Raw genomic sequence first — 17893 nt, 5'->3', positions numbered from 1 at the left:
CACCTTGCAGGACGAACGGCCAGCGCCCTCGCAGGGTGGAGTGGGTAATCTACGACTGTGGAAACCGTGCTGCTGTATATTCTGGGCGTTCTGATCGTCGTGGTCGGCCTTGCCCTGTCCATCGGCCTGCACGAGATCGGCCACCTGCTTCCCGCCAAGCTTTTCGGCGTCAAGGTCACCCAGTACATGATCGGTTTCGGCCCCACTTTATGGTCCCGTCGCAAGGGCGAGACCGAGTACGGCGTGAAGGCCATCCCGCTCGGTGGCTACATCGCCATGATCGGCATGTTCCCGCCGGCCCAAAAGGGCGGCCGAGTGCAGGCATCCAGCACTGGCTTCTTCAACCAGCTGGTACAGGAGGGCGAACCGGAAAAGAAGCCCAGCGCCATGGCCACCATGGTCGACGACGCCCGCCAGTCCAGCGCCGACACCGTCGGTGAGGGCGAGGAGCACCGCGCGTTCTACCGCCTGCCCGTCTTCAAGCGTGTCATCATCATGCTCGGCGGGCCCACGATGAATCTCCTCATCGCGGTCGTGCTCTTCGCCGTGCTCCTGATGGGCTTCGGAACGGCTCAGGTCAGCACGACCGTCGGCAGCGTGTCCGAGTGCGTGCTGCCGGCCACGAGCGTCCGGCAGACCTGCGAACCGACCGACGAGAAGGCGCCCGGCGCCGCGGCCGGCCTACAGCCGGGCGACCGCCTGGTCAGCATGAACGGCACCCCGATCGACAGCTGGGACCAGTCCACCGAGATCATTCGCGAGTCGCCGGGCATCCCGCTTGCCACCGTCGTCGAGCGCAACGGCACCCAGCAGACCCTGACCATCACCCCGAAACTCACCGAACGCTACGTGAGCGATGCCGACGGCGAGATCGAAGAGGATGCCGCCGGCGAGCCGAGGACCCAGGAGATCGGCTTCGTCGGAATCGGCCCGGCTGGCGAGCTCGTGCCGCAGCCGGCGACCGCAGTGCTGCCCGCGGTGGGCGAGAACATCGGCGCGGTCGTGCACATGATCGCGAACCTGCCGCAGCGCATGATCGATATCGCCAACGCGGCCTTCGGACCGGGGGAGCGCGACCCCAACGGCCCGATCAGTGTGGTCGGGGTCGGCCGCGTCGCCGGCGAGATCGCCAGCATCGACGCCATCCCGGTGAACAGCAAAATCGCGAGCATGCTGGGGCTCCTGGCCTCACTCAACGTGGCCCTGTTCGTGTTCAACCTGGTGCCGCTGATGCCGCTCGACGGCGGACACGTCGCCGGCGCGCTCTGGGAAGGGTTGCGGCGTCAGCTCGCCAAGCTGTTCAGACGCCCCGACCCGGGCCCCGTCGACACGGCGAAACTGATGCCGCTCACCTTCGCCGTCGTGGTGGTGCTCGGTGCCATGAGCCTGCTGCTGATCTACGCCGACATCGTCAAACCGATCAACATCTTCGGCTGACCCGCGGCGCGTCCCGGCGCAGCTCTCAGCGGCTCTGCCCGGCGAGATTCACCGAAAATGCCGAGAGTCGCCGTTCCGCCAGGTCAACTGGGCAGAAACGGCGACTCTCGGCGTCTGCGAGCGGCGTCCGGTACGGGCGTTAGCGCGAGAGCAGCAGCGCCTCACCCTGGCCGCCGCCGCCGCAGAGGGCGACGGCGGCCTTGCCGGTGCCCCGCCGGGCCAGCTCGAGCGCCGCATGCAGCGCGAGGCGGCCGCCCGAGGCCCCGATCGGATGCCCGAGGGCGATCGCGCCGCCGTGGATGTTGACCTGCTCGGGGGAGAGGCCGAGCTCCCGGGTCGATTCGAGCGACACCGCGGCGAAGGCCTCGTTGATCTCGACCAGGTCGAGCTCGTCGGCCGCCCAGCCCTGGCGCTCCAACGCGCGGTGGATCGCGTTCGCCGGCTGTGAGTGCAGCGAGTTGTCGGGTCCGGCGACCTGGCCGGAGGACTCCACCACCGCCAGCCAGCTGAGCTCATTGTCGTCGGCGAAGCGGCGGCTGCACAGCACGAGGGCGCTGGCACCGTCGCTCAGCGGCGACGAGTTGCCGGCCGTGACGGTGCCGTCCTCGCTGAAGGCCGGGCGCAGCCGGCCCAGCGTCTGCGTGGTGCTGTCGCCGCGCACACCCTCGTCCGTGGTGACCAGAAGCGGCTCGCCCTTCCGCTGCGGAACGCTGATCGGGGTGATCTCGTCGTCGAAGACGCCGTTCGCGACGGCGGCGGCGGCGCGCTGGTGCGAGGCGGCCGCGATGGCATCCTGGTCCGCCCGAAGCAGGCCGAGCCGCCCGTTGACATGCTCGGTGGAGAGGCCCATCGAGAGGCCGTCGAAAGCATCCGTCAGCCCGTCGCTGGCGGCGTGGTCAAGCATGGTGACGCTGCCGTAGGCCCAGCCCGTGCGCGAGCCGGGCAGCAGGTGCGGGGCGTTCGACATCGATTCCTGGCCGCCGGCCACGACGACATCCGCTTCACCGAGACGGATGATCCGGGCCGCGTCGATCACGGCGGCCAACCCCGAGAGGCACACCTTGTTCAGAGTCATCGCCGGAACGTTCCACGGGATGCCGGCGCCGATCGCGCTCTGCCGGGCCGGGTTCTGGCCGGAGCCGGCCTGCAGGACCTGGCCCATCAGCACGAACTGCACCTGGTCGGGTGTCACGCCGGCGCGGGCGAGCGCACCAGTGATGGCAGCGGTCCCCAGCTGCACGGCGGTGAGGCCGGCGAGCTGCCCGTTCACCCGCCCCTGCGGTGTGCGCGAGCCCGCGAGGATGACGACGTCGCTGCTGTTCACGGCACTGTGGTTCATAGCGGATCTCCTTCAGAAGACCGATCGGGCCGAGGGCCGATCGGGTAGGTGTGGCGATGCGTTCCGGCGGTGGCCCCGACCGTCGGGAGTCATCCGGCATCCGTTCAGATTTCGCCCGGTCTCGCCGCGTAAGCTGTCGCCGTGGCTGCAATCAACCTGGGAATGCCCAAAGTACCTGAAGTACTCGCTCCGCGTCGCAAGACGCGTCAGATCAAGGTCGGCAAGGTACTCGTCGGCGGTGACGCGCGCGTGAGCGTGCAGTCGATGACGACGACGCCGACCACGAACATCAACGCGACCCTGCAGCAGATTGCCGAGCTGACGGCATCCGGCTGCGACATCGTGCGCGTCGCCGTGCCCAGCCGCGACGACGCCGAGGTGCTGCCGATCATCGCGATGAAGAGCCAGATCCCGGTCATCGCCGACATCCACTTCCAGCCGAGCTACGTGTTCGCCGCGATCGACGCCGGCTGTGCCGCCGTGCGCGTCAACCCGGGAAACATTCGCAAGTTCGACGACCAGGTCGGCAAGATCGCCGCCGCGGCCAAAGCAGCCGGCGTCTCCCTCCGCATCGGCGTCAACGCCGGCTCGCTCGAGCCGAGCCTGCTGCAGAAGTACGGCAAGGCCACCCCGGAGGCGCTCGTCGAGAGCGCCGTCTGGGAAGCCAGCCTGTTCGAGGAACACGACTTCCACGACTTCAAGATCTCCGTCAAGCACAACGACCCGGTGATCATGGTCAAGGCCTACCGGCTGCTCGCCGAACGCGGCGACTGGCCCCTGCACCTCGGCGTCACCGAGGCCGGACCGTCGTTCCAGGGCACCATCAAGAGCGCCACGGCGTTTGGTATCCTGCTCGGCGAAGGCATCGGTGACACCATCCGGGTGTCGCTGAGCGCGCCCCCGGCCGAGGAAATCAAGGTGGGTCTGCAGATCCTGCAGTCACTGAACCTGCGCGAGCGCAAGCTGGAGATCGTGTCCTGCCCGAGTTGCGGTCGCGCGCAGGTCGACGTGTACAAGCTCGCCAACGACGTCACCGACGGCCTCGAGGGCATGACCGTGCCGCTCCGGGTTGCCGTGATGGGTTGTGTCGTGAACGGTCCGGGCGAGGCCCGCGACGCCGACCTCGGCGTGGCGTCGGGTAACGGCAAGGGCCAGATCTTCGTGCGCGGCGAGGTCATCAAGACCGTGCCGGAGTCGGAGATCGTCGCGACCCTGATCGAGGAGGCCAACCGGATGGCCGCCGAGATGCCGCCGAGCGAAGACTCCCTCGGCGCTCCCGTCGTGACGGTCGGATCCAACTAGTCGAGATCCACCGAGTTCGGCGAGTCCCCTTCGCCAAGTCGCGTCGCTGGGCCAGCCGCGCATACTCGTCATGGGCATCCGTCGTCACGTCAACGCGGAGATTTTTGGGAAACACCGGTTTTGGCGCCGCATTGTGCGGCGTGTTGCGAAAAAACCTCCGAGGTTAGCGACCGGCCGCAACGGATGCCCGAGGCGGGAGCCTCCGCACGTCGGGTCGCCAGGTCTCGGCGAGCTCGACCACCGCTGGCGGCACCTCGGTCAGACGGTTCGCGGCGCTGGCTGCGGAAGCCGGCGGACCGCGGAACGGGCGCCGCCGTCCACCGGGTGCGCCGCGACGTCTGTCCGCGCGTCGTAAAGTAGGTGAGTGCCTACTCGTATGTCCAACTACTTCCTCCGTACCCTCCGCGAAGACCCCTCGGACGCCGAGGTCACCAGCCACCGCCTGCTGGTGCGCGCCGGCTACATCCGCCGCCAGGCCCCCGGAATCTTTGCGTGGCTGCCGATCGGCCTGCGCGTCAAGGCCAAGATCGAGACGATCGTGCGCGAGGAGATGGCCGCGGCCGGCGCCTTCGAGGTGCACTTCCCGGCCCTGCTGCCGCGGGAACCCTACGAGATCACGGGCCGCTGGGACGAATACGGCGACGGCCTCTTCCGGCTCACGGACCGCAAGGGCAGCGACATGCTCCTCGCCCCCACCCACGAAGAGGTCTTCACACTCCTCGTGAAGGACCTCTACAGTTCCTACAAGGACCTGCCCCTGTCCATCTTCCAGATCCAGGACAAGTACCGCGACGAGGCCCGATCCCGCGGCGGACTGCTGCGCGGTCGCGAATTCACGATGAAGGATGCCTACTCCTTCGACTACACGGATGCCGGCCTCGACACGAGCTACCAGGCTCAGCGCGACGCCTACGAGCGCATCTTCACCCGGCTCGGCCTCGAGTACGTCATCGTTCAGGCGGATGCCGGCGCAATGGGCGGCTCCAAGAGCGAAGAGTTCCTGCACCCGACCCCGGTCGGCGAAGACACCTTCGTGCGCTCGGCCGGCGGCTACGCGGCCAACATCGAGGCCTTCCGCACGATCGTCCCGCCATCGATCGACTGGGCTGGCTTCCCCACCGCCGAGGTCTTCGACACCCCGGACACCCCCACCATCCAGACCCTGGTCGACCGGGCCAACAGCGACCATCCGCGTCCCGACGGCCGCGCCTGGACCGCCGCGGACACCCTCAAGAACGTCGTCCTCGCGCTCATCCAACCCGACGGCACCCGTGAACTCCTTGTGATCGGCCTCCCCGGCGACCGCGAGGTGGACCTCAAGCGCGTCGAGGTGGCCGTCACCCCCGCCGAGGTCGAGGCCGCGAACGAAACGGATTTTGCCAAGTTCCCCGGGCTGGTCAAAGGCTACATCGGACCCTGGAGCGCGAACGGAGCGGTGTTCGGTGAGAAGTCGACCACCGGCATCCGCTTTCTGGTTGACCCGCGCGTCGTGGAGGGCACCGAGTGGATCACGGGCGCGAACGAGCCCGGCCGCCACGTCTTCGGTCTCGTCGCCGGCCGGGATTTCGAGCTGGGCGGCACCGTCGAGGCCGCCGAGGTTCGCGTCGGCGACCCCGCGCCCGACGGCTCCGGCCCGGTGGAGCTGGCCCGCGGCATGGAGATCGGCCACGTTTTCCAACTCGGCCGAAAGTACGCTGAGGCGCTCGGGCTCAAGGTTCTCGACGAGAACGGCAAGCTCGTCACGGTCACGATGGGTTCCTACGGCATCGGCGTCACCCGCATCCTCGCCACCATCGCCGAACTCAACAACGACCCGAAGGGCCTGATCTGGCCCGAGACGGTCGCACCGTTCGACGTGCACGTGATCGCCACCGGCCGGGATGATGTCGTCTTCGAGACTGCCGAAACCGTTGTCGCCATGCTGGAAGGCATCCAGCGCGACGTGCTCTACGACGACCGCCGCAAGGTGTCGCCGGGCGTCAAGTTCGGCGACGCGGAACTGATCGGCATCCCCGTCATCGTCATCGTGGGCCGTGGAGCCGCCGACGGCATCGTGGAACTCTGGGACCGTCGCACCGGTGATCGCACCCAGGTGGCCGTTGCCGAGCTGGCCGCCAGCGTCGCCTGAGTGCCCGGCCCGGCTGAAGGTTCAGAGGCGGGCGAGCCGGGCCCGGGCGAAGCAGTACACGCCATAAGCGATCACTCCGGCGCCGACCAGCACCAGGATTGCCACCCCGAACGGCAGCGCCACGAGTGACTTCAGCGCACCGTCCATGCCGGTGGCCTTCTCCGGGTCGAGCGTGAAAGCCGCCACGGTGAAGAGGATGCCCACGGCGGACAGCGCGATGCCCTCCGCTATGTAGCCCACGGTTCCGAGGATGACGACCACCGTGCCGGCCGGGCCGCCGGGCACCGTGATGCTGTCGGTGAAGCCGTGGCTGGCCCCGCGGTGAACGAAGACGCCGCCGATCGAGACCACGGCCAGGCCTGCGACGAAGAGCAGCACGACGCCCCCGGGAATCGACAGCAGTCTCGCGGTCGAGTCGCTGGCTGTTTCCGACGAGCTTGCCGAGGCTCCGCGGGCGAACGTGAACGCCGTCCCCGCGATGAACAGGAAGACGACACCCTTGCCGATCAGGACGGCGCGGTGGGCCCACTTGCGTTTCGGATCTTGGGCGGGTTCAAGGAACACCTGTACCAGATACCAGAGGCCGAGCGAGGACAGGCCGAGAACCACCGTCCAGAGCACGAACACGCCGCCGGGGGTTTGGGCCAACTGCCCGAGCGCGCCAGACTGGTCTGCCGACTCGCCACCGGCGCCCGTTGCCACGCTGATTGCGATGGCGCCGATCATGACGTGAAGCAGGCCGTTCACCGCATAACCGGCGCGGGCCAGAAGTTGGAAGGTGCGGCTGCCCTCGGCGGTGCGTGCAGCATGCTGAGCGTTGTCAGATACGGAATCGGCGGCCATCCGCCCAGCGTAGCGCCGCGTGCGGGCCGAGGGGAAGGCGGTTTCGGCGCGGAACGGGCCGGGGACGGGTGACGGGCGTCCGGGGAGTCGGCTAATCTAAGACGAGCCCGTTGCGCAGTTTCGCGGCGGCAAGATCTGAATAGAGGAGGCCGGCCATGGACATCGACCTCAGCGTGTTGCGGCAGTTGGAGCGCGAGAAAGAGATTCCCTTCGAGGAACTCGTGCGGATCATTGAGCAAGCAATTCTGACGGCCTACGTGAAGCACACCCAGCAGGGTGAAGTCTCCACGAAGCAGGCCGTCGAGGAAGAGCCGGAAGCGCGCGTCGTCCTCGACCGCAAGACCGGCCACGTCGACATTTTTGTGCCCGAACACGACGAAGAGGGCAACGTCGTCGGCGAAGCCGTCGACAACCCCACCGACTTCGGTCGCATTGCGGCCTTCGCGGCCAAGCAGGTCATCAACCAGCGCCTGCGCGACCTGGCCGATGACGCTGTGCTCGGCGAATTCAAGGGCCGCGAGGGTGAGATCGTCGCCGGGATCATCCAGCAGGGTCCGAACCCGCGCATGATCCACGTCGACTTGGGCACGATCGAGGCGATCCTGCCGCCCGAGGAGCAGGTGCCGAGCGAGAGCTACGTGCACGGACAGCGCATTCGCGTCTATGTCACTGCCGTCGGCAAGGGCCTCAAAGGCCCGCAGATCACCGTGTCCCGCACGCACCCCTCGCTGGTGCGTCGGCTGTTTGCCCTCGAGGTGCCGGAGATCGCCAGCGGCGTCGTCGAAATCGTCTCGCTTGCCCGTGAGGCCGGTCACCGCACCAAGATGGCCGTTCGCGCCACGGAGCCCGGCGTCAACGCCAAGGGCGCCTGCATCGGCGAGCTCGGCCAGCGCGTGCGCGCCGTCACCGTGGAGCTCAACAACGAGAAGATCGACATCGTCGACTACTCGCCAGACCTGGCCACCTTCGTCGCGAGCGCACTGTCGCCGGCCAAGGTCACCAGTTCCTATGTGATCGACGAATCGATCAAGGCCGTCCGAGCCCTCGTTCCCGACTACCAGCTGTCACTGGCGATCGGCAAGGAAGGCCAGAATGCGCGCCTCGCGGCCAAGCTCACGGGTGCGAAAATCGACATTCAGCCGGACAGCATTCTGGAGGACACGGAATAGGGGGTACGATGAATCCCGTTAGAACGTGCATTGGATGCCGTTTGCGCGCTCCGCGATCCTCACTTCTGAGGGTTGTAGCCCGAGAATCGGAACTCGTGGTGGATGAAACCGCCACTCTGCCTGGGCGAGGTGCGTGGTTGCATCCCACTACCGCGTGCTTCCAGGACGCACTGCGGCGACACGCTTTCGGGCGTGCCCTTCGCGTGACCAGTTCAATGGACGCGAATCAACTAGAGAACAGGCTGAACAGGCTTATGGATAACTAATGAGCGGCTCGAAATGAGACCCGTCCGTTACTAACGGTCTGCCCCTTTCCGGGTGCAGACCCGGAACAGGAGAATTGTGGCTGCGAAACCACGCGTACACGAGATCGCTAGCGAGCTCGGCGTCGACAGCAAGGTTGCCCTTGCTAAATTGAAAGAGATGGGCGAGTTCGTCAAGGGGCCGTCCAGTAGCGTCGAACCCCCGGTAGCGCGCCGTCTGCGCGCCGCCCTGGCGGCCGATGGCTCCAGCACCGCGGCTCCCGCCGCCACTGCTACAGCCCCAGCGGGCACCACCCCCGTCGCCGCGACAACCCCCGCGAAGCCGGGCGGCGCACGTCCGTCCCCGGCAAAGTTGGCCGTCAAGCCGGGTGCACGTCCCGTCGTCGAGGTCCCCGCAGCTGCGCCCGCCGCGGACGCCCCGCCGATGCCGACTGCCCCGCTCACCGTCGCCGAGCGTCAGGCTCAGGCTGCCGAGAAGGCCGCCGCCGCCGAGAAGGCTGCGGCCGCCGCGATCGTCACCGAGACCGTGACCGCGACGGATGCCCCGGTCGCCAAGACCGCGGGTGGCGCTTCGGGCGCAGCCAAGCCCGGTGCGTCCGTGCCGAAGCCGCCGACGGCTCGTCCGGGCAACAATCCGTTCGCCAGCAACCAGGGCATGGGCAAGACCCCGAGTCCGCGTCCCGGCAACAACCCGTTTGCGAGCGCGCAGGGCATGGGCCAGCGCCCGCCGTCCACGTCTTCGCCCAGTAACATTCCGCGCCCCGCGGCCCCGCGCCCCGGTGCACCTCGTCCGGGTGGCCCCGGGCAGGCTCCGCGCCCGACCGGTTTCGGTCAGCGTCCGGGTGCGTTCCAGCGTCCCGGTGGCGCTCCGGGTGGTGCCGGCGGCGCACGCCCCGGCTTCCAACGTCCTGGTGGCGCCCCGGCCGGAGCCCCCGGCTTCGGCCCGCCCCGTCCTGCCGGTGGTGGCGGCGCCGGTGGTCGCGGTCGCGGCCCCGGCGGCGGAACCGCTGGTGCGTTCGGTCGCGGTGGCGGCAAGAACAAGGCCCGCAAGTCCAAGCGGACGAAGAGAGCAGAGTTCGAGCTGCGCGAGGCTCCGTCGCTGGGTGGCGTGAGCGTACCCCGCGGCGATGGCGGAACCGTGGTGCGTCTGCGCCGCGGTGCGTCCATCACGGACTTCGCCGACAAGATCGACGCGAGCCCCGGAAACCTGGTCACGGTCCTGTTCCACCTCGGTGAGATGGCCACGGCAACCGAATCGCTCGACGAGGCCACGTTCGACGTGCTCGGCTCCGAGCTCGGTTACAAGATCCAGATGGTCTCTCCCGACGACGAAGACCGCGAGCTGCTGCTCGCCTTCGACATCGACATCGACCAGGAGCTGGAAGACGAGACGGATGACGAGCTTGTCGCCCGTCCCCCCGTCGTCACCGTCATGGGTCACGTCGACCACGGTAAAACCGCGCTCCTGGACGCCATTCGCAATGCGAAGGTGGCCGCGGGCGAAGCCGGCGGAATCACGCAGCACATCGGTGCCTACCAGGTCATCACCGAACACGAGGGCATTGAACGCGCCATCACCTTCATCGACACACCGGGCCATGAGGCGTTCACCGCCATGCGTGCCCGTGGTGCCCAGGTGACGGACATTGCGATCCTCGTGGTCGCGGCGGACGACGGCATCATGCCGCAGACGATTGAGGCGCTCAACCACGCCCAGGCCGCCAACGTGCCGATCGTGGTTGCAGTCAACAAGATCGACAAGCCCGGCGCCAACCCGCAGAAGGTGCGCCAGCAGCTCACGGAGTTCGGTCTCGTCGCCGAAGAATACGGTGGAGACGTCATGTTCGTCGACGTGTCGGCGAAGCAGGGCACCGGCATCCAGGAAGTCCTGAACGCCGTGCTCCTCACCGCTGACGCCGGTCTCGACATGCGGGCCAACCCGGACAAGGACGCTCGCGGCGTGGCCATCGAGGCTCGCCTCGACAAGGGTCGTGGCGCCGTGGCGACCGTGCTCATCCAGTCGGGAACACTGAACGTCGGGGACTCCATCGTGGCGGGCACGGCCTACGGCCGCGTTCGTGCGATGGCAGACGAGAACGGAGTGCCCGTGCTCGCCGCAACCCCGTCCCGTGCCGTCCAGGTTCAGGGCCTCTCCAGCGTTCCGCGTGCCGGCGACACCTTCCTGGTGATCCAGGAAGATCGCACGGCTCGTCAGATCGCCGAGAAGCGCGAAGCCGCCGAGCGCAACGCCCTGCTGGCCAAGGCCCGTAAGCGGATCAGCCTCGAAGACTTCACCCGTGCACTCGAAGAGGGCAAGGTCGAATCACTCAACCTCATCATCAAGGGTGACGTTTCCGGTGCTGTTGAAGCCCTGGAAGAGTCGCTTCTCAAGATCGAGGTCGACGATTCGGTTCAGCTGCGCATCATCCACCGTGGTGTCGGTGCGGTCACGGAGAGCGACGTCAACCTCGCCACCGTCGACAACGCCATCATCATCGGCTTCAACGTGCGCCCCGACACGAAGGCACGCGAACGCGCAGCCCGTGAAGGCGTGGATGTGCGCTTTTACTCGGTCATCTACAACGCACTCGAGGACATCGAGAACTCCCTTAAGGGAATGCTCAAGCCCGAGTTCGAAGAGGTGCAGAGTGGTGTCGCCGAGATCCGCGAGGTATTCAGCTCCTCCAAGTTCGGAAACGTCGCCGGCGTCATCGTACGATCGGGCGTCATCACGAGGAACGCCAAGGCGCGGGTCATCCGCAACGGTGTCGTCGTGGGAGACAACCTGGGCATCGAGTCGCTGCGCCGGTTCAAGGACGATGTCACCGAGGTCCGTACGGACTTCGAGTGTGGTATCGGCCTAGGCAAATTCAACGACATCCAGATCGGTGACGAGATCGAGACGATCGAAATGAAGGAAAAGCCGCGGGTCTAACGACCTACGGAAGATGGGTGCGGGTTTCGCCGGGTTCCTGAACAGGGACGAGGCGGGGCCCGCTCCTTCGGCAGTTTTTCGACAATAGGAGTTAGACAATGGCAGATCCGGCACGCGCCAGGAAAATGGCCGACCGCATCAAGGTCATCGTGGCCAAGCGCATCGAACGCGGACTCCGCGATCCGAGGCTCGGTTTTGTGACCATCACCGACGTGAAGGTGACCGGTGACCTGCAGCACGCCTCGGTGTTCTACACGGTCTACGGTTCGGCGGAGGAACGAGCCGACAGCGCGGCAGCGCTCAAGGCGGCCACCGGCATGCTGAGGAGCGAGGTCGGTAAGAACATCACCGCCCGGCTGACGCCGTCGCTCGAATTCATCGCGGACGCCATCCCGGAGAACGCGGCCCTGATCGACGACCTGCTGCGTGAGGCGCGCGAGCGCGACACTCAGGTCGAGGAGCAGGCTCGGACGGCGAAGTATGCCGGCGACGAGGACCCCTACGTCAAGCCGCGCGAATTCGCCGAAGACGAAGACGACGACGACGATGAGGACGAAGGTGACGACGACGACGAGGACGACGACGTGGCGCAGCCCGCGGGCGGCCAACATGCCGAAGTTCCCGCCAACGTTCCCGCCGACGTTCCCGCCGGTTCGGATTCGCAGAAGTAAGGATGCACCACCTGCCGGTCAGTGACCGGCCGGCCGTGCCGTCCCGCACCATCCGTCAGCGGTGTGCGGGCCGGTTCGGCCTTTTTCGCGCCCGAAGGGGCTTATCCCTGCGGCAGGATGTACTCCCCGGGCAAGGTGGCAACGGCGAGGCCGTCGGACAGCAAGCCCGCCAAAGCCCGGTCGCGCTGCGGTGAGTCGGCCCACAGGCCGGTGATCTCGGCATCCGTCACCGGGTGCCGCGTGGCGCGAAGCTGGGCCATGATCAAGCCTCGCACCTTTCGGTCACTGCCCTCGAACTTCTTCTGCACGGCTTTGCGCGGGCCGGAATAGGGCGGGTAGTCCGCCAGGCGCCAGGCGCAGGCGGCGCGGATGGGGCAGTCATCGCACCGGGGGCTCCTGGCGGTGCAGACCACGGCGCCCAGCTCCATCATGCCGGCGTTGAATACGGCGGCGTCGCTCACGGGGAGAGGGAGCAGCGCGCTCATGGCGTCCAGGTCGCGGGTGCGGCTGGGTGGGGCCGGTTCGGCCTGGCCGGCCACGGCGCGCGCGATGACGCGCCGGGTGTTGGTGTCGACGACCGGATGCCGCAGGCCGTAGGCGAACGCGGCGACCGCCCTGGCCGTGTAGTCGCCGATCCCGCTGAGGGCCAGCAAGGCGTCGACGTCGGCGGGGACCACCCCATCGTGCCGCTCGGTGATCTCCACCGCGGCCGCGTGGAGCCACAGAGCCCGGCGAGGGTAACCCAGGTTTGCCCAGGCGCGCACCGCCTCGCCGGGCGGGACCGCCGCGAGGTCACCCGGTGTCGGCCAGCGCTCGAGCCACTCCGCGAGGCGGGGAATCACCCGGTTCACCGGGGTCTGCTGCAGCATGAACTCGCTCACCAGCACGCCCCAGGCGCCGAAGCCGTGCCGGCGCCAGGGCAGGTCGCGGGCATTGCCCCGGAACCAGGCGTTGATGGCGAGGCTGAGGGCAGGGGAGCCGGCTGCAGGAGCGAGCGTGAGCGTGGCATTCACCGTTCTAACCTAGGCTCGAAAGATGCAGCTTGCCTCCACTCCCCGGATCGAGTTCCTGCGGGAACTCACGACCGAAATCCTTGGCGTCTACGGGCTCGGTCGCACGGTCGTCGCCATCGACGGCGCGGAGGCCGCGGAGCGCGCCGCTTTCGCCGACGACCTGGCCGCCGTGTTCGGTGAGCGGGAGCATCCGGTGTTCTCAGCCTCCCTGCGCGATTTCCGGCGGTCGCGCGCGGAGCAGGAGCGCTTCGGCCCGGAATCTCCCGAGCGGCTGCTGCGCCACCTGTACGATTTCTCGCTGCTGCGGCGCGTGCTGCTCGACCCGTTCCGGCTGGGTGGCAGCACCGGTTTCGTCACGCGGGCGTTCGACGCCGACCGGGATGCCTGGATCCAGCCGACCTGGCTGACCGGGCCGTCCGACGCCACGCTGATTCTCGACGGCGAGTACCTGAATCGCAAGGAGTTGCGCGACCTATGGTCGTATAGCGTTCTGGTGGAGACCGAGGCGGACGTTGTGCGCTTCGGACCAGGCGGTGCCGAGGACGCCGGCACGGTCACCGAACACGAGGTCGCCGACCGGCTGTATCGCGGCGAGGTGCGTCCGCGCGGCCGGGCCACGGCCATCGTCGACGTGAGCAACCCGGCCGACCCGCGCCGTGTGTTCCTCGACAGCTGCTGATCGGGGTCACGGGTCGCGACGGTCAGTGGCGCAGCGCCGCGAACCGCTCGAGCACGTCGTACGGTGCCAGCGGCACCCCGCGTGCCTCGACCTCGTGCACGAGAGTGGTCAGTAGCTCGTTCACGGGCGCCCGCACGCCGGCCAGGGCGGCTTCCCGCACCACCGCGCCGTTGAGAAAGTCGACCTCGGTGAGCTGCCCGCGCTTCAGGCTCTGCTGCGTCGAACCCAGGTTCGGCACGTCGCCCATGCGGGCCTTCAGCCTCAGCGGCAGCACCTGGCCAAGGGCCGGCGGCAGCCGCGAGAAGGCTCTCAACGGCCGGTCGCTGAGCCCCTGCAGGCTGCCGAAACGCACCCCGCGCTTCATCCCCACCCCCACGGTCTCGCGCATGCTCTCGGTCATCACGCGGCGCAGCCCGGCGTGGTCGATGACATTCTGAACGCTCATCCCGGTGATCGCGGGTAGTGCGTTGAGCATGTTGACGACGAGTTTGGTCCACTGGGCGCCGACGAAGTTGTCGAGGGCGACGGTGGGCACGGCGCCGGCGAGCACGTCCCGCCAGGCGAGCGTGGCGGCATCCGCGGCGCCGGTTCCCCGGCCCAGATAGGTGGGCGCGGCGGTTGTGATCGTCACTTGTCCGGGTGCCGCGTAGTTCGCCGCGATGATCGACAGGGCGCCGAAGCAGTCCGAGCGGGGCAGCAGAGAGCCCGCGGTGCGCACCCCGTCGAGGCCGTTCTGCACGACGATCACGGGGGAGCCGTCGAGAACCCGGGCGTTCTCGCCGATGGCCGCCGCCGCATCCTGGGCCTTGGTGCAGATGAGCGTCAGCTGAGGGGTTCGGGCCAGACGTTCGAGCGCGAGCGGATGCTGGCGTACGGTTCCGAAGGCCCCGGTCAGGGAAATTCCCTCGGCCCGGATGGCCGTAAGCGCCGGTGCGCGCGCTGTCACGGTGACCGTATGACCGGCCCGGGCGAGCAGGGTCGCGAACGTGCCGCCGAGGGCGCCGGCTCCGATCACCGCAATATTCATCCCCCCAGCCTAGGTCGCGCCCGATGGGTCAGCGCCGGGCCGGGGCCGGATACCATGTCAAGAATGAACGAAGTATCCGGCGGGCCAGCCAGCGAACCGACAGTCGAACGGACGCCCGGGCAGCGGTCGACGAAGGTCGGCGCCACCGTCAGCGGCCTCCTCCTGGTCGACAAGCCCCAGGGCTGGACCAGCCACGACGCCGTCGCCCGCACCCGCCGCCTGGCCGGCACCCGCAAGGTCGGTCATGCCGGCACGCTGGACCCGATGGCCACCGGCCTGCTGGTCCTCGGCATCAACAGTTCCACCCGCCTGCTGACGTACGTCGTCGGCCTCGACAAGGAATACCTGGCGACAATTCGACTGGGTGCGTCGACGACGACCGACGACGCCGAGGGTGAAGAGTTGGCGCGGGCATCCGTCGACGCCGTGGCCGCCGTCACGCCGGAAGCCGTCGCGGCCGGAATCGGCGCCCTCACCGGCGCCATCGCGCAGCAGCCCAGCTCCGTCAGCGCCATCAAGATCGACGGCAAGCGCGCCTACGCCCGGGTGCGCGCCGGCGAAGAAGTGGACCTGCCGGCCCGCCCCGTCACCGTGAGCGCGTTCGCGCTGCTCTCCCTGACCCCGGCCGACGGGTTCCTCGACCTCGAGGTGCGGGTGGAGTGCTCCTCCGGCACGTACATCCGGGCGCTGGCCCGCGACCTCGGCGCCGCCCTTCATGTCGGCGGCCACCTCACCAGCCTGCGCCGAACCCGGATCGGCCCGTTCGGCATCGACATGGCCCAGCCGCTCGCCGAGCTCGACGTCGCCGCCGGACTGATCGGCCCGACGGATGCCGCCACGCGCATCCTGGGACGCCTCGACCTGACAGAGCAGCAGGCCATCGACCTCGGACACGGCAAGCGCATCGCGGTGGACGGTGCAGTCGGCGCCGACGCCGAAGCCGGCACCGCGGTTCCGGTCGGCCCGGTGGCCGCGGTCGCGCCGGACGGCCGGTTGGTCGGCCTGGTCGAGTACCGTGGCGACCACGCCAAGTCCCTGCTCAACTTTCCGCCCGATCAGGTCGCCGATGCCCCGCAACCCGCGGCATCCCCGGAGGCCACCGCATGATCGAGTGGTTCATGTGGCTCCAGTTGGCTGTGGCCACCCTCACCGGCCTGCTCTGCATCGCCCTCGGCTTGGCCGGGCGCAAACCCAGCGACCTCACCATGGGTGCCACCGCGCTCGTAGAGCTGCTGCTGATCGTGCAGCTCGTCGTCGCGATCGTCGCCCCACTCACGGGCAACACCGCGACCGGCAGCCTGCTCGAGTTCTACACCTACCTGATCAGCGCCATTCTCGTGCCCGTGGCCGCCGCAGCCTGGGCGCTGATCGAACGCAGCCGCTGGAGCACGGTCATCCTGGGCGTCGGCGGGCTGGGCGTGGCCGTGATGGTCTACCGGATGTGGCAGATCTGGACCGTCCAGGGCCTGTGAGATCCAGGGCCTGTGAGATCCAGGGCCTGTGAGATTCAGGGCCTGTGAGATTCAGGGCCGAGAAGTCCGGCGCCCGTGAAATCGGATCCACGGATGCTGCGATAATCAGTAAGCCATGACCGCACAGCAGAGCAACGCCGCAGGGACGCCCGCCCAGACCGCTCGGCCGACCCCGGTGACCGGCAGCGGACGCGTGCTGATCGCCGTCTACGGCCTCCTCGCGCTCGCCGCCACGGGCCGCTCCTTCGTGCAGATCGCCTCTAAATTTGCCGAGGCACCGTTGTCCTACTCACTGTCCGCTCTGGCCGCGGTCGTCTACATCGTCGCCACGGTGGCCCTGATCAGGAGCGGCGGACGCTGGCGCCGGGTGGCCTGGATCACGATCGGCTTCGAGCTCGCCGGCGTGCTTGTGGTCGGCACCCTCAGCCTCGTCGACCCGGCCCTGTTTCCGCACGACTCGGTCTGGTCGCTGTACGGCCGCGGCTACCTCTTCATCCCGCTCGTGCTGCCGGTCCTGGGCATGTGGTGGCTGTCCCGGAGCGGGAAGGTGCGCGAGTGAAGGTGCTGCGCGGCATAGCCGACATCCCGGCCGACTGGCCGGCCTCCGCGGTCAGCATCGGCAAGTTCGATGGTGTGCACGCGGGGCACCGCGCGGTCATCGCCGAGTTGCAGGCACTCGCCGACAGCGCCGGACTGGCCTCCGTGGTGGTGACCTTCGACCGGCATCCGCTCGCCGTGCTTGCCCCCCAGGAGTGCCCACAGACCCTGATCAGCACCGAACAGAAGCTTGCCCTGCTCGCCGAGACCGGCGTGCGCGCCACCCTCCTGCTCGAGTTCACCGCGGCGTTGGCCGCTCTGTCGCCCGAGGACTTCATTGAGAGCATCCTGGTGCAGGGGCTTCACACGCGCACCGTTCTGGTCGGCCGCGACTTCCGGTTCGGCGCTCGCGGCGCCGGCGATGTGCACCTACTGCAGGAGCTGGGGGACCGGTTCGGGTTCACCGTGCGCCTGATCGACGACGTGAAACCAGACCGGATGCGCCGGGTCTCGTCGACCTGGATCCGCGAGCTGCTCTCCCGCGGCGAGGTCGGCGCGGCCACCACCCTGCTCGGGCACAACCCGACCGTGCGCGGCGAGGTCGTGCACGGTGCGAAGCGGGGTCGCGAACTCGGCTTTCCCACGGCCAACCTGTCACCGGCGTCCGAGGGGCTCATCCCCGCGGACGGGGTCTACGCGGGCTGGCTGACGGATGCCGGTGTCCGCTACCCGGCGGCCATCTCGGTGGGCAACAACCCCACCTTCGACGGTGTGGCGCAGAAGCAGGTCGAGGCCTTTGTGCTCGACCAGGACATCGACCTGTACGACCATGTGGTGGAGGTGTCCTTCGTCGAACGTATCCGCGGCATGGTCGCGTTCACCGGAATCGAACCGTTGATCGTGCAGATGCACGACGACGTGGACAAGGTCCGCGGCATCCTGGCCTGACCGGGCATCCTGGCCTGACCGGGCATCTCGCTGTTGCGAGCCGGCTACTTGGTCAGGCGGCTGCCTTTCGGGCCGTTGCACCAGCTGACCGGCGGCTGGACCTGGCCGCTCGCCTTCCTGATCGGCACCG

16 protein-coding genes are annotated in these 17893 nt (G+C 68.3%); 12 read left to right on the top strand and 4 right to left on the bottom strand.

The window, feature by feature from the left end; translation table 11 throughout:
• Window positions 1-57 precede the first annotated feature (57 nt).
• Window positions 58-1437 carry an RIP metalloprotease gene (locus tag E3O62_RS12795; RefSeq protein ID WP_198413795.1) on the top strand — a complete coding sequence of 460 codons (1380 nt, stop codon included), beginning with the start codon at window positions 58-60 and terminating at the stop codon, window positions 1435-1437.
• 139 nt (window positions 1438-1576) lie between these two features.
• Here the strand turns inward: E3O62_RS12795 and E3O62_RS12790 are convergent, their stop codons facing one another.
• Complete coding sequence (locus E3O62_RS12790) at window positions 1577-2776, bottom strand: acetyl-CoA C-acetyltransferase (RefSeq protein ID WP_134398752.1); 1200 nt, start codon at window positions 2774-2776, stop codon at window positions 1577-1579.
• Window positions 2777-2917: 141 nt separating this feature from the next.
• Between E3O62_RS12790 and ispG the strand changes: the two genes are divergently transcribed.
• Both ispG and E3O62_RS12780 read left to right on the top strand, forming a co-directional pair.
• Complete coding sequence (ispG, locus tag E3O62_RS12785) at window positions 2918-4078, top strand: flavodoxin-dependent (E)-4-hydroxy-3-methylbut-2-enyl-diphosphate synthase (RefSeq protein ID WP_174720143.1); 1161 nt, start codon at window positions 2918-2920, stop codon at window positions 4076-4078.
• Window positions 4079-4442: 364 nt separating this feature from the next.
• Window positions 4443-6206, top strand: coding sequence for a proline--tRNA ligase (locus tag E3O62_RS12780; RefSeq protein WP_174720142.1), 1764 nt, complete (start codon window positions 4443-4445; stop codon window positions 6204-6206).
• A gap of 21 nt (window positions 6207-6227) precedes the next feature.
• On the opposite strand, the gene E3O62_RS12775 is transcribed toward E3O62_RS12780, so the two are convergent.
• Window positions 6228-7049, bottom strand: coding sequence for a DUF1206 domain-containing protein (locus E3O62_RS12775; protein ID WP_134398751.1), 822 nt, complete (start codon window positions 7047-7049; stop codon window positions 6228-6230).
• Window positions 7050-7204: 155 nt separating this feature from the next.
• Here E3O62_RS12775 and nusA point away from each other — a divergent pair, with 155 nt between their 5' ends.
• The 4 genes from nusA (at window position 7205) to rbfA (ending at window position 12087) form a co-directional block, all read left to right on the top strand.
• Entirely contained in the window at window positions 7205-8218 is a 1014-nt protein-coding gene (gene nusA / locus E3O62_RS12770; RefSeq protein ID WP_134396382.1) for a transcription termination factor NusA, read from the top strand.
• 8 nt (window positions 8219-8226) lie between these two features.
• Window positions 8227-8484 (top strand): YlxR family protein, encoded by a 258-nt coding sequence (locus E3O62_RS12765; RefSeq protein WP_104171530.1) that lies wholly within the window; start codon window positions 8227-8229, stop codon window positions 8482-8484.
• Between the two features lie 76 nt (window positions 8485-8560).
• Window positions 8561-11416 carry a translation initiation factor IF-2 gene (gene infB / locus E3O62_RS12760; protein ID WP_134396378.1) on the top strand — a complete coding sequence of 952 codons (2856 nt, stop codon included), beginning with the start codon at window positions 8561-8563 and terminating at the stop codon, window positions 11414-11416.
• A gap of 98 nt (window positions 11417-11514) precedes the next feature.
• Window positions 11515-12087, top strand: coding sequence for a 30S ribosome-binding factor RbfA (rbfA, locus tag E3O62_RS12755; RefSeq protein WP_134398750.1), 573 nt, complete (start codon window positions 11515-11517; stop codon window positions 12085-12087).
• Between the two features lie 101 nt (window positions 12088-12188).
• On the opposite strand, the gene E3O62_RS12750 is transcribed toward rbfA, so the two are convergent.
• Entirely contained in the window at window positions 12189-13043 is an 855-nt protein-coding gene (locus tag E3O62_RS12750) for an A/G-specific adenine glycosylase (protein ID WP_166784675.1), read from the bottom strand.
• Between the two features lie 79 nt (window positions 13044-13122).
• Between E3O62_RS12750 and E3O62_RS12745 the strand changes: the two genes are divergently transcribed.
• On the top strand, window positions 13123-13779 hold the full coding sequence (locus E3O62_RS12745; RefSeq protein WP_134398749.1) for a hypothetical protein: 657 nt from the start codon (window positions 13123-13125) through the stop codon (window positions 13777-13779).
• A gap of 22 nt (window positions 13780-13801) precedes the next feature.
• Here the strand turns inward: E3O62_RS12745 and E3O62_RS12740 are convergent, their stop codons facing one another.
• Complete coding sequence (locus tag E3O62_RS12740) at window positions 13802-14806, bottom strand: ketopantoate reductase family protein (RefSeq protein ID WP_134398748.1); 1005 nt, start codon at window positions 14804-14806, stop codon at window positions 13802-13804.
• Window positions 14807-14869: 63 nt separating this feature from the next.
• Here E3O62_RS12740 and truB point away from each other — a divergent pair, with 63 nt between their 5' ends.
• The 4 genes from truB (at window position 14870) to E3O62_RS12720 (ending at window position 17763) form a co-directional block, all read left to right on the top strand.
• Window positions 14870-15913, top strand: a complete 1044-nt coding sequence (gene truB, locus E3O62_RS12735) for a tRNA pseudouridine(55) synthase TruB (protein WP_134398747.1) — start codon at window positions 14870-14872, stop codon at window positions 15911-15913.
• Window positions 15910-16278, top strand: coding sequence for a hypothetical protein (locus E3O62_RS12730; RefSeq protein ID WP_134396369.1), 369 nt, complete (start codon window positions 15910-15912; stop codon window positions 16276-16278). The genes truB and E3O62_RS12730 overlap by 4 nt, the downstream gene beginning before the upstream one ends.
• 115 nt (window positions 16279-16393) lie before the next feature.
• Window positions 16394-16837, top strand: coding sequence for a hypothetical protein (locus E3O62_RS12725; protein WP_134398746.1), 444 nt, complete (start codon window positions 16394-16396; stop codon window positions 16835-16837).
• Window positions 16834-17763: a bifunctional riboflavin kinase/FAD synthetase gene (locus tag E3O62_RS12720; RefSeq protein ID WP_134398745.1), complete on the top strand. Its 930-nt coding sequence runs from the start codon at window positions 16834-16836 to the stop codon at window positions 17761-17763. Before E3O62_RS12725 ends, E3O62_RS12720 begins: the two co-directional genes overlap by 4 nt.
• The last annotated feature ends 130 nt before the right edge of the window (window positions 17764-17893 follow it).

This window comes from Cryobacterium sp. TMT2-15-1 (assembly GCF_004402345.1).
Lineage (GTDB): Bacteria > Actinomycetota > Actinomycetes > Actinomycetales > Microbacteriaceae > Cryobacterium > Cryobacterium sandaracinum.
This window is presented reverse-complemented; position numbering and strand designations above follow the sequence as displayed.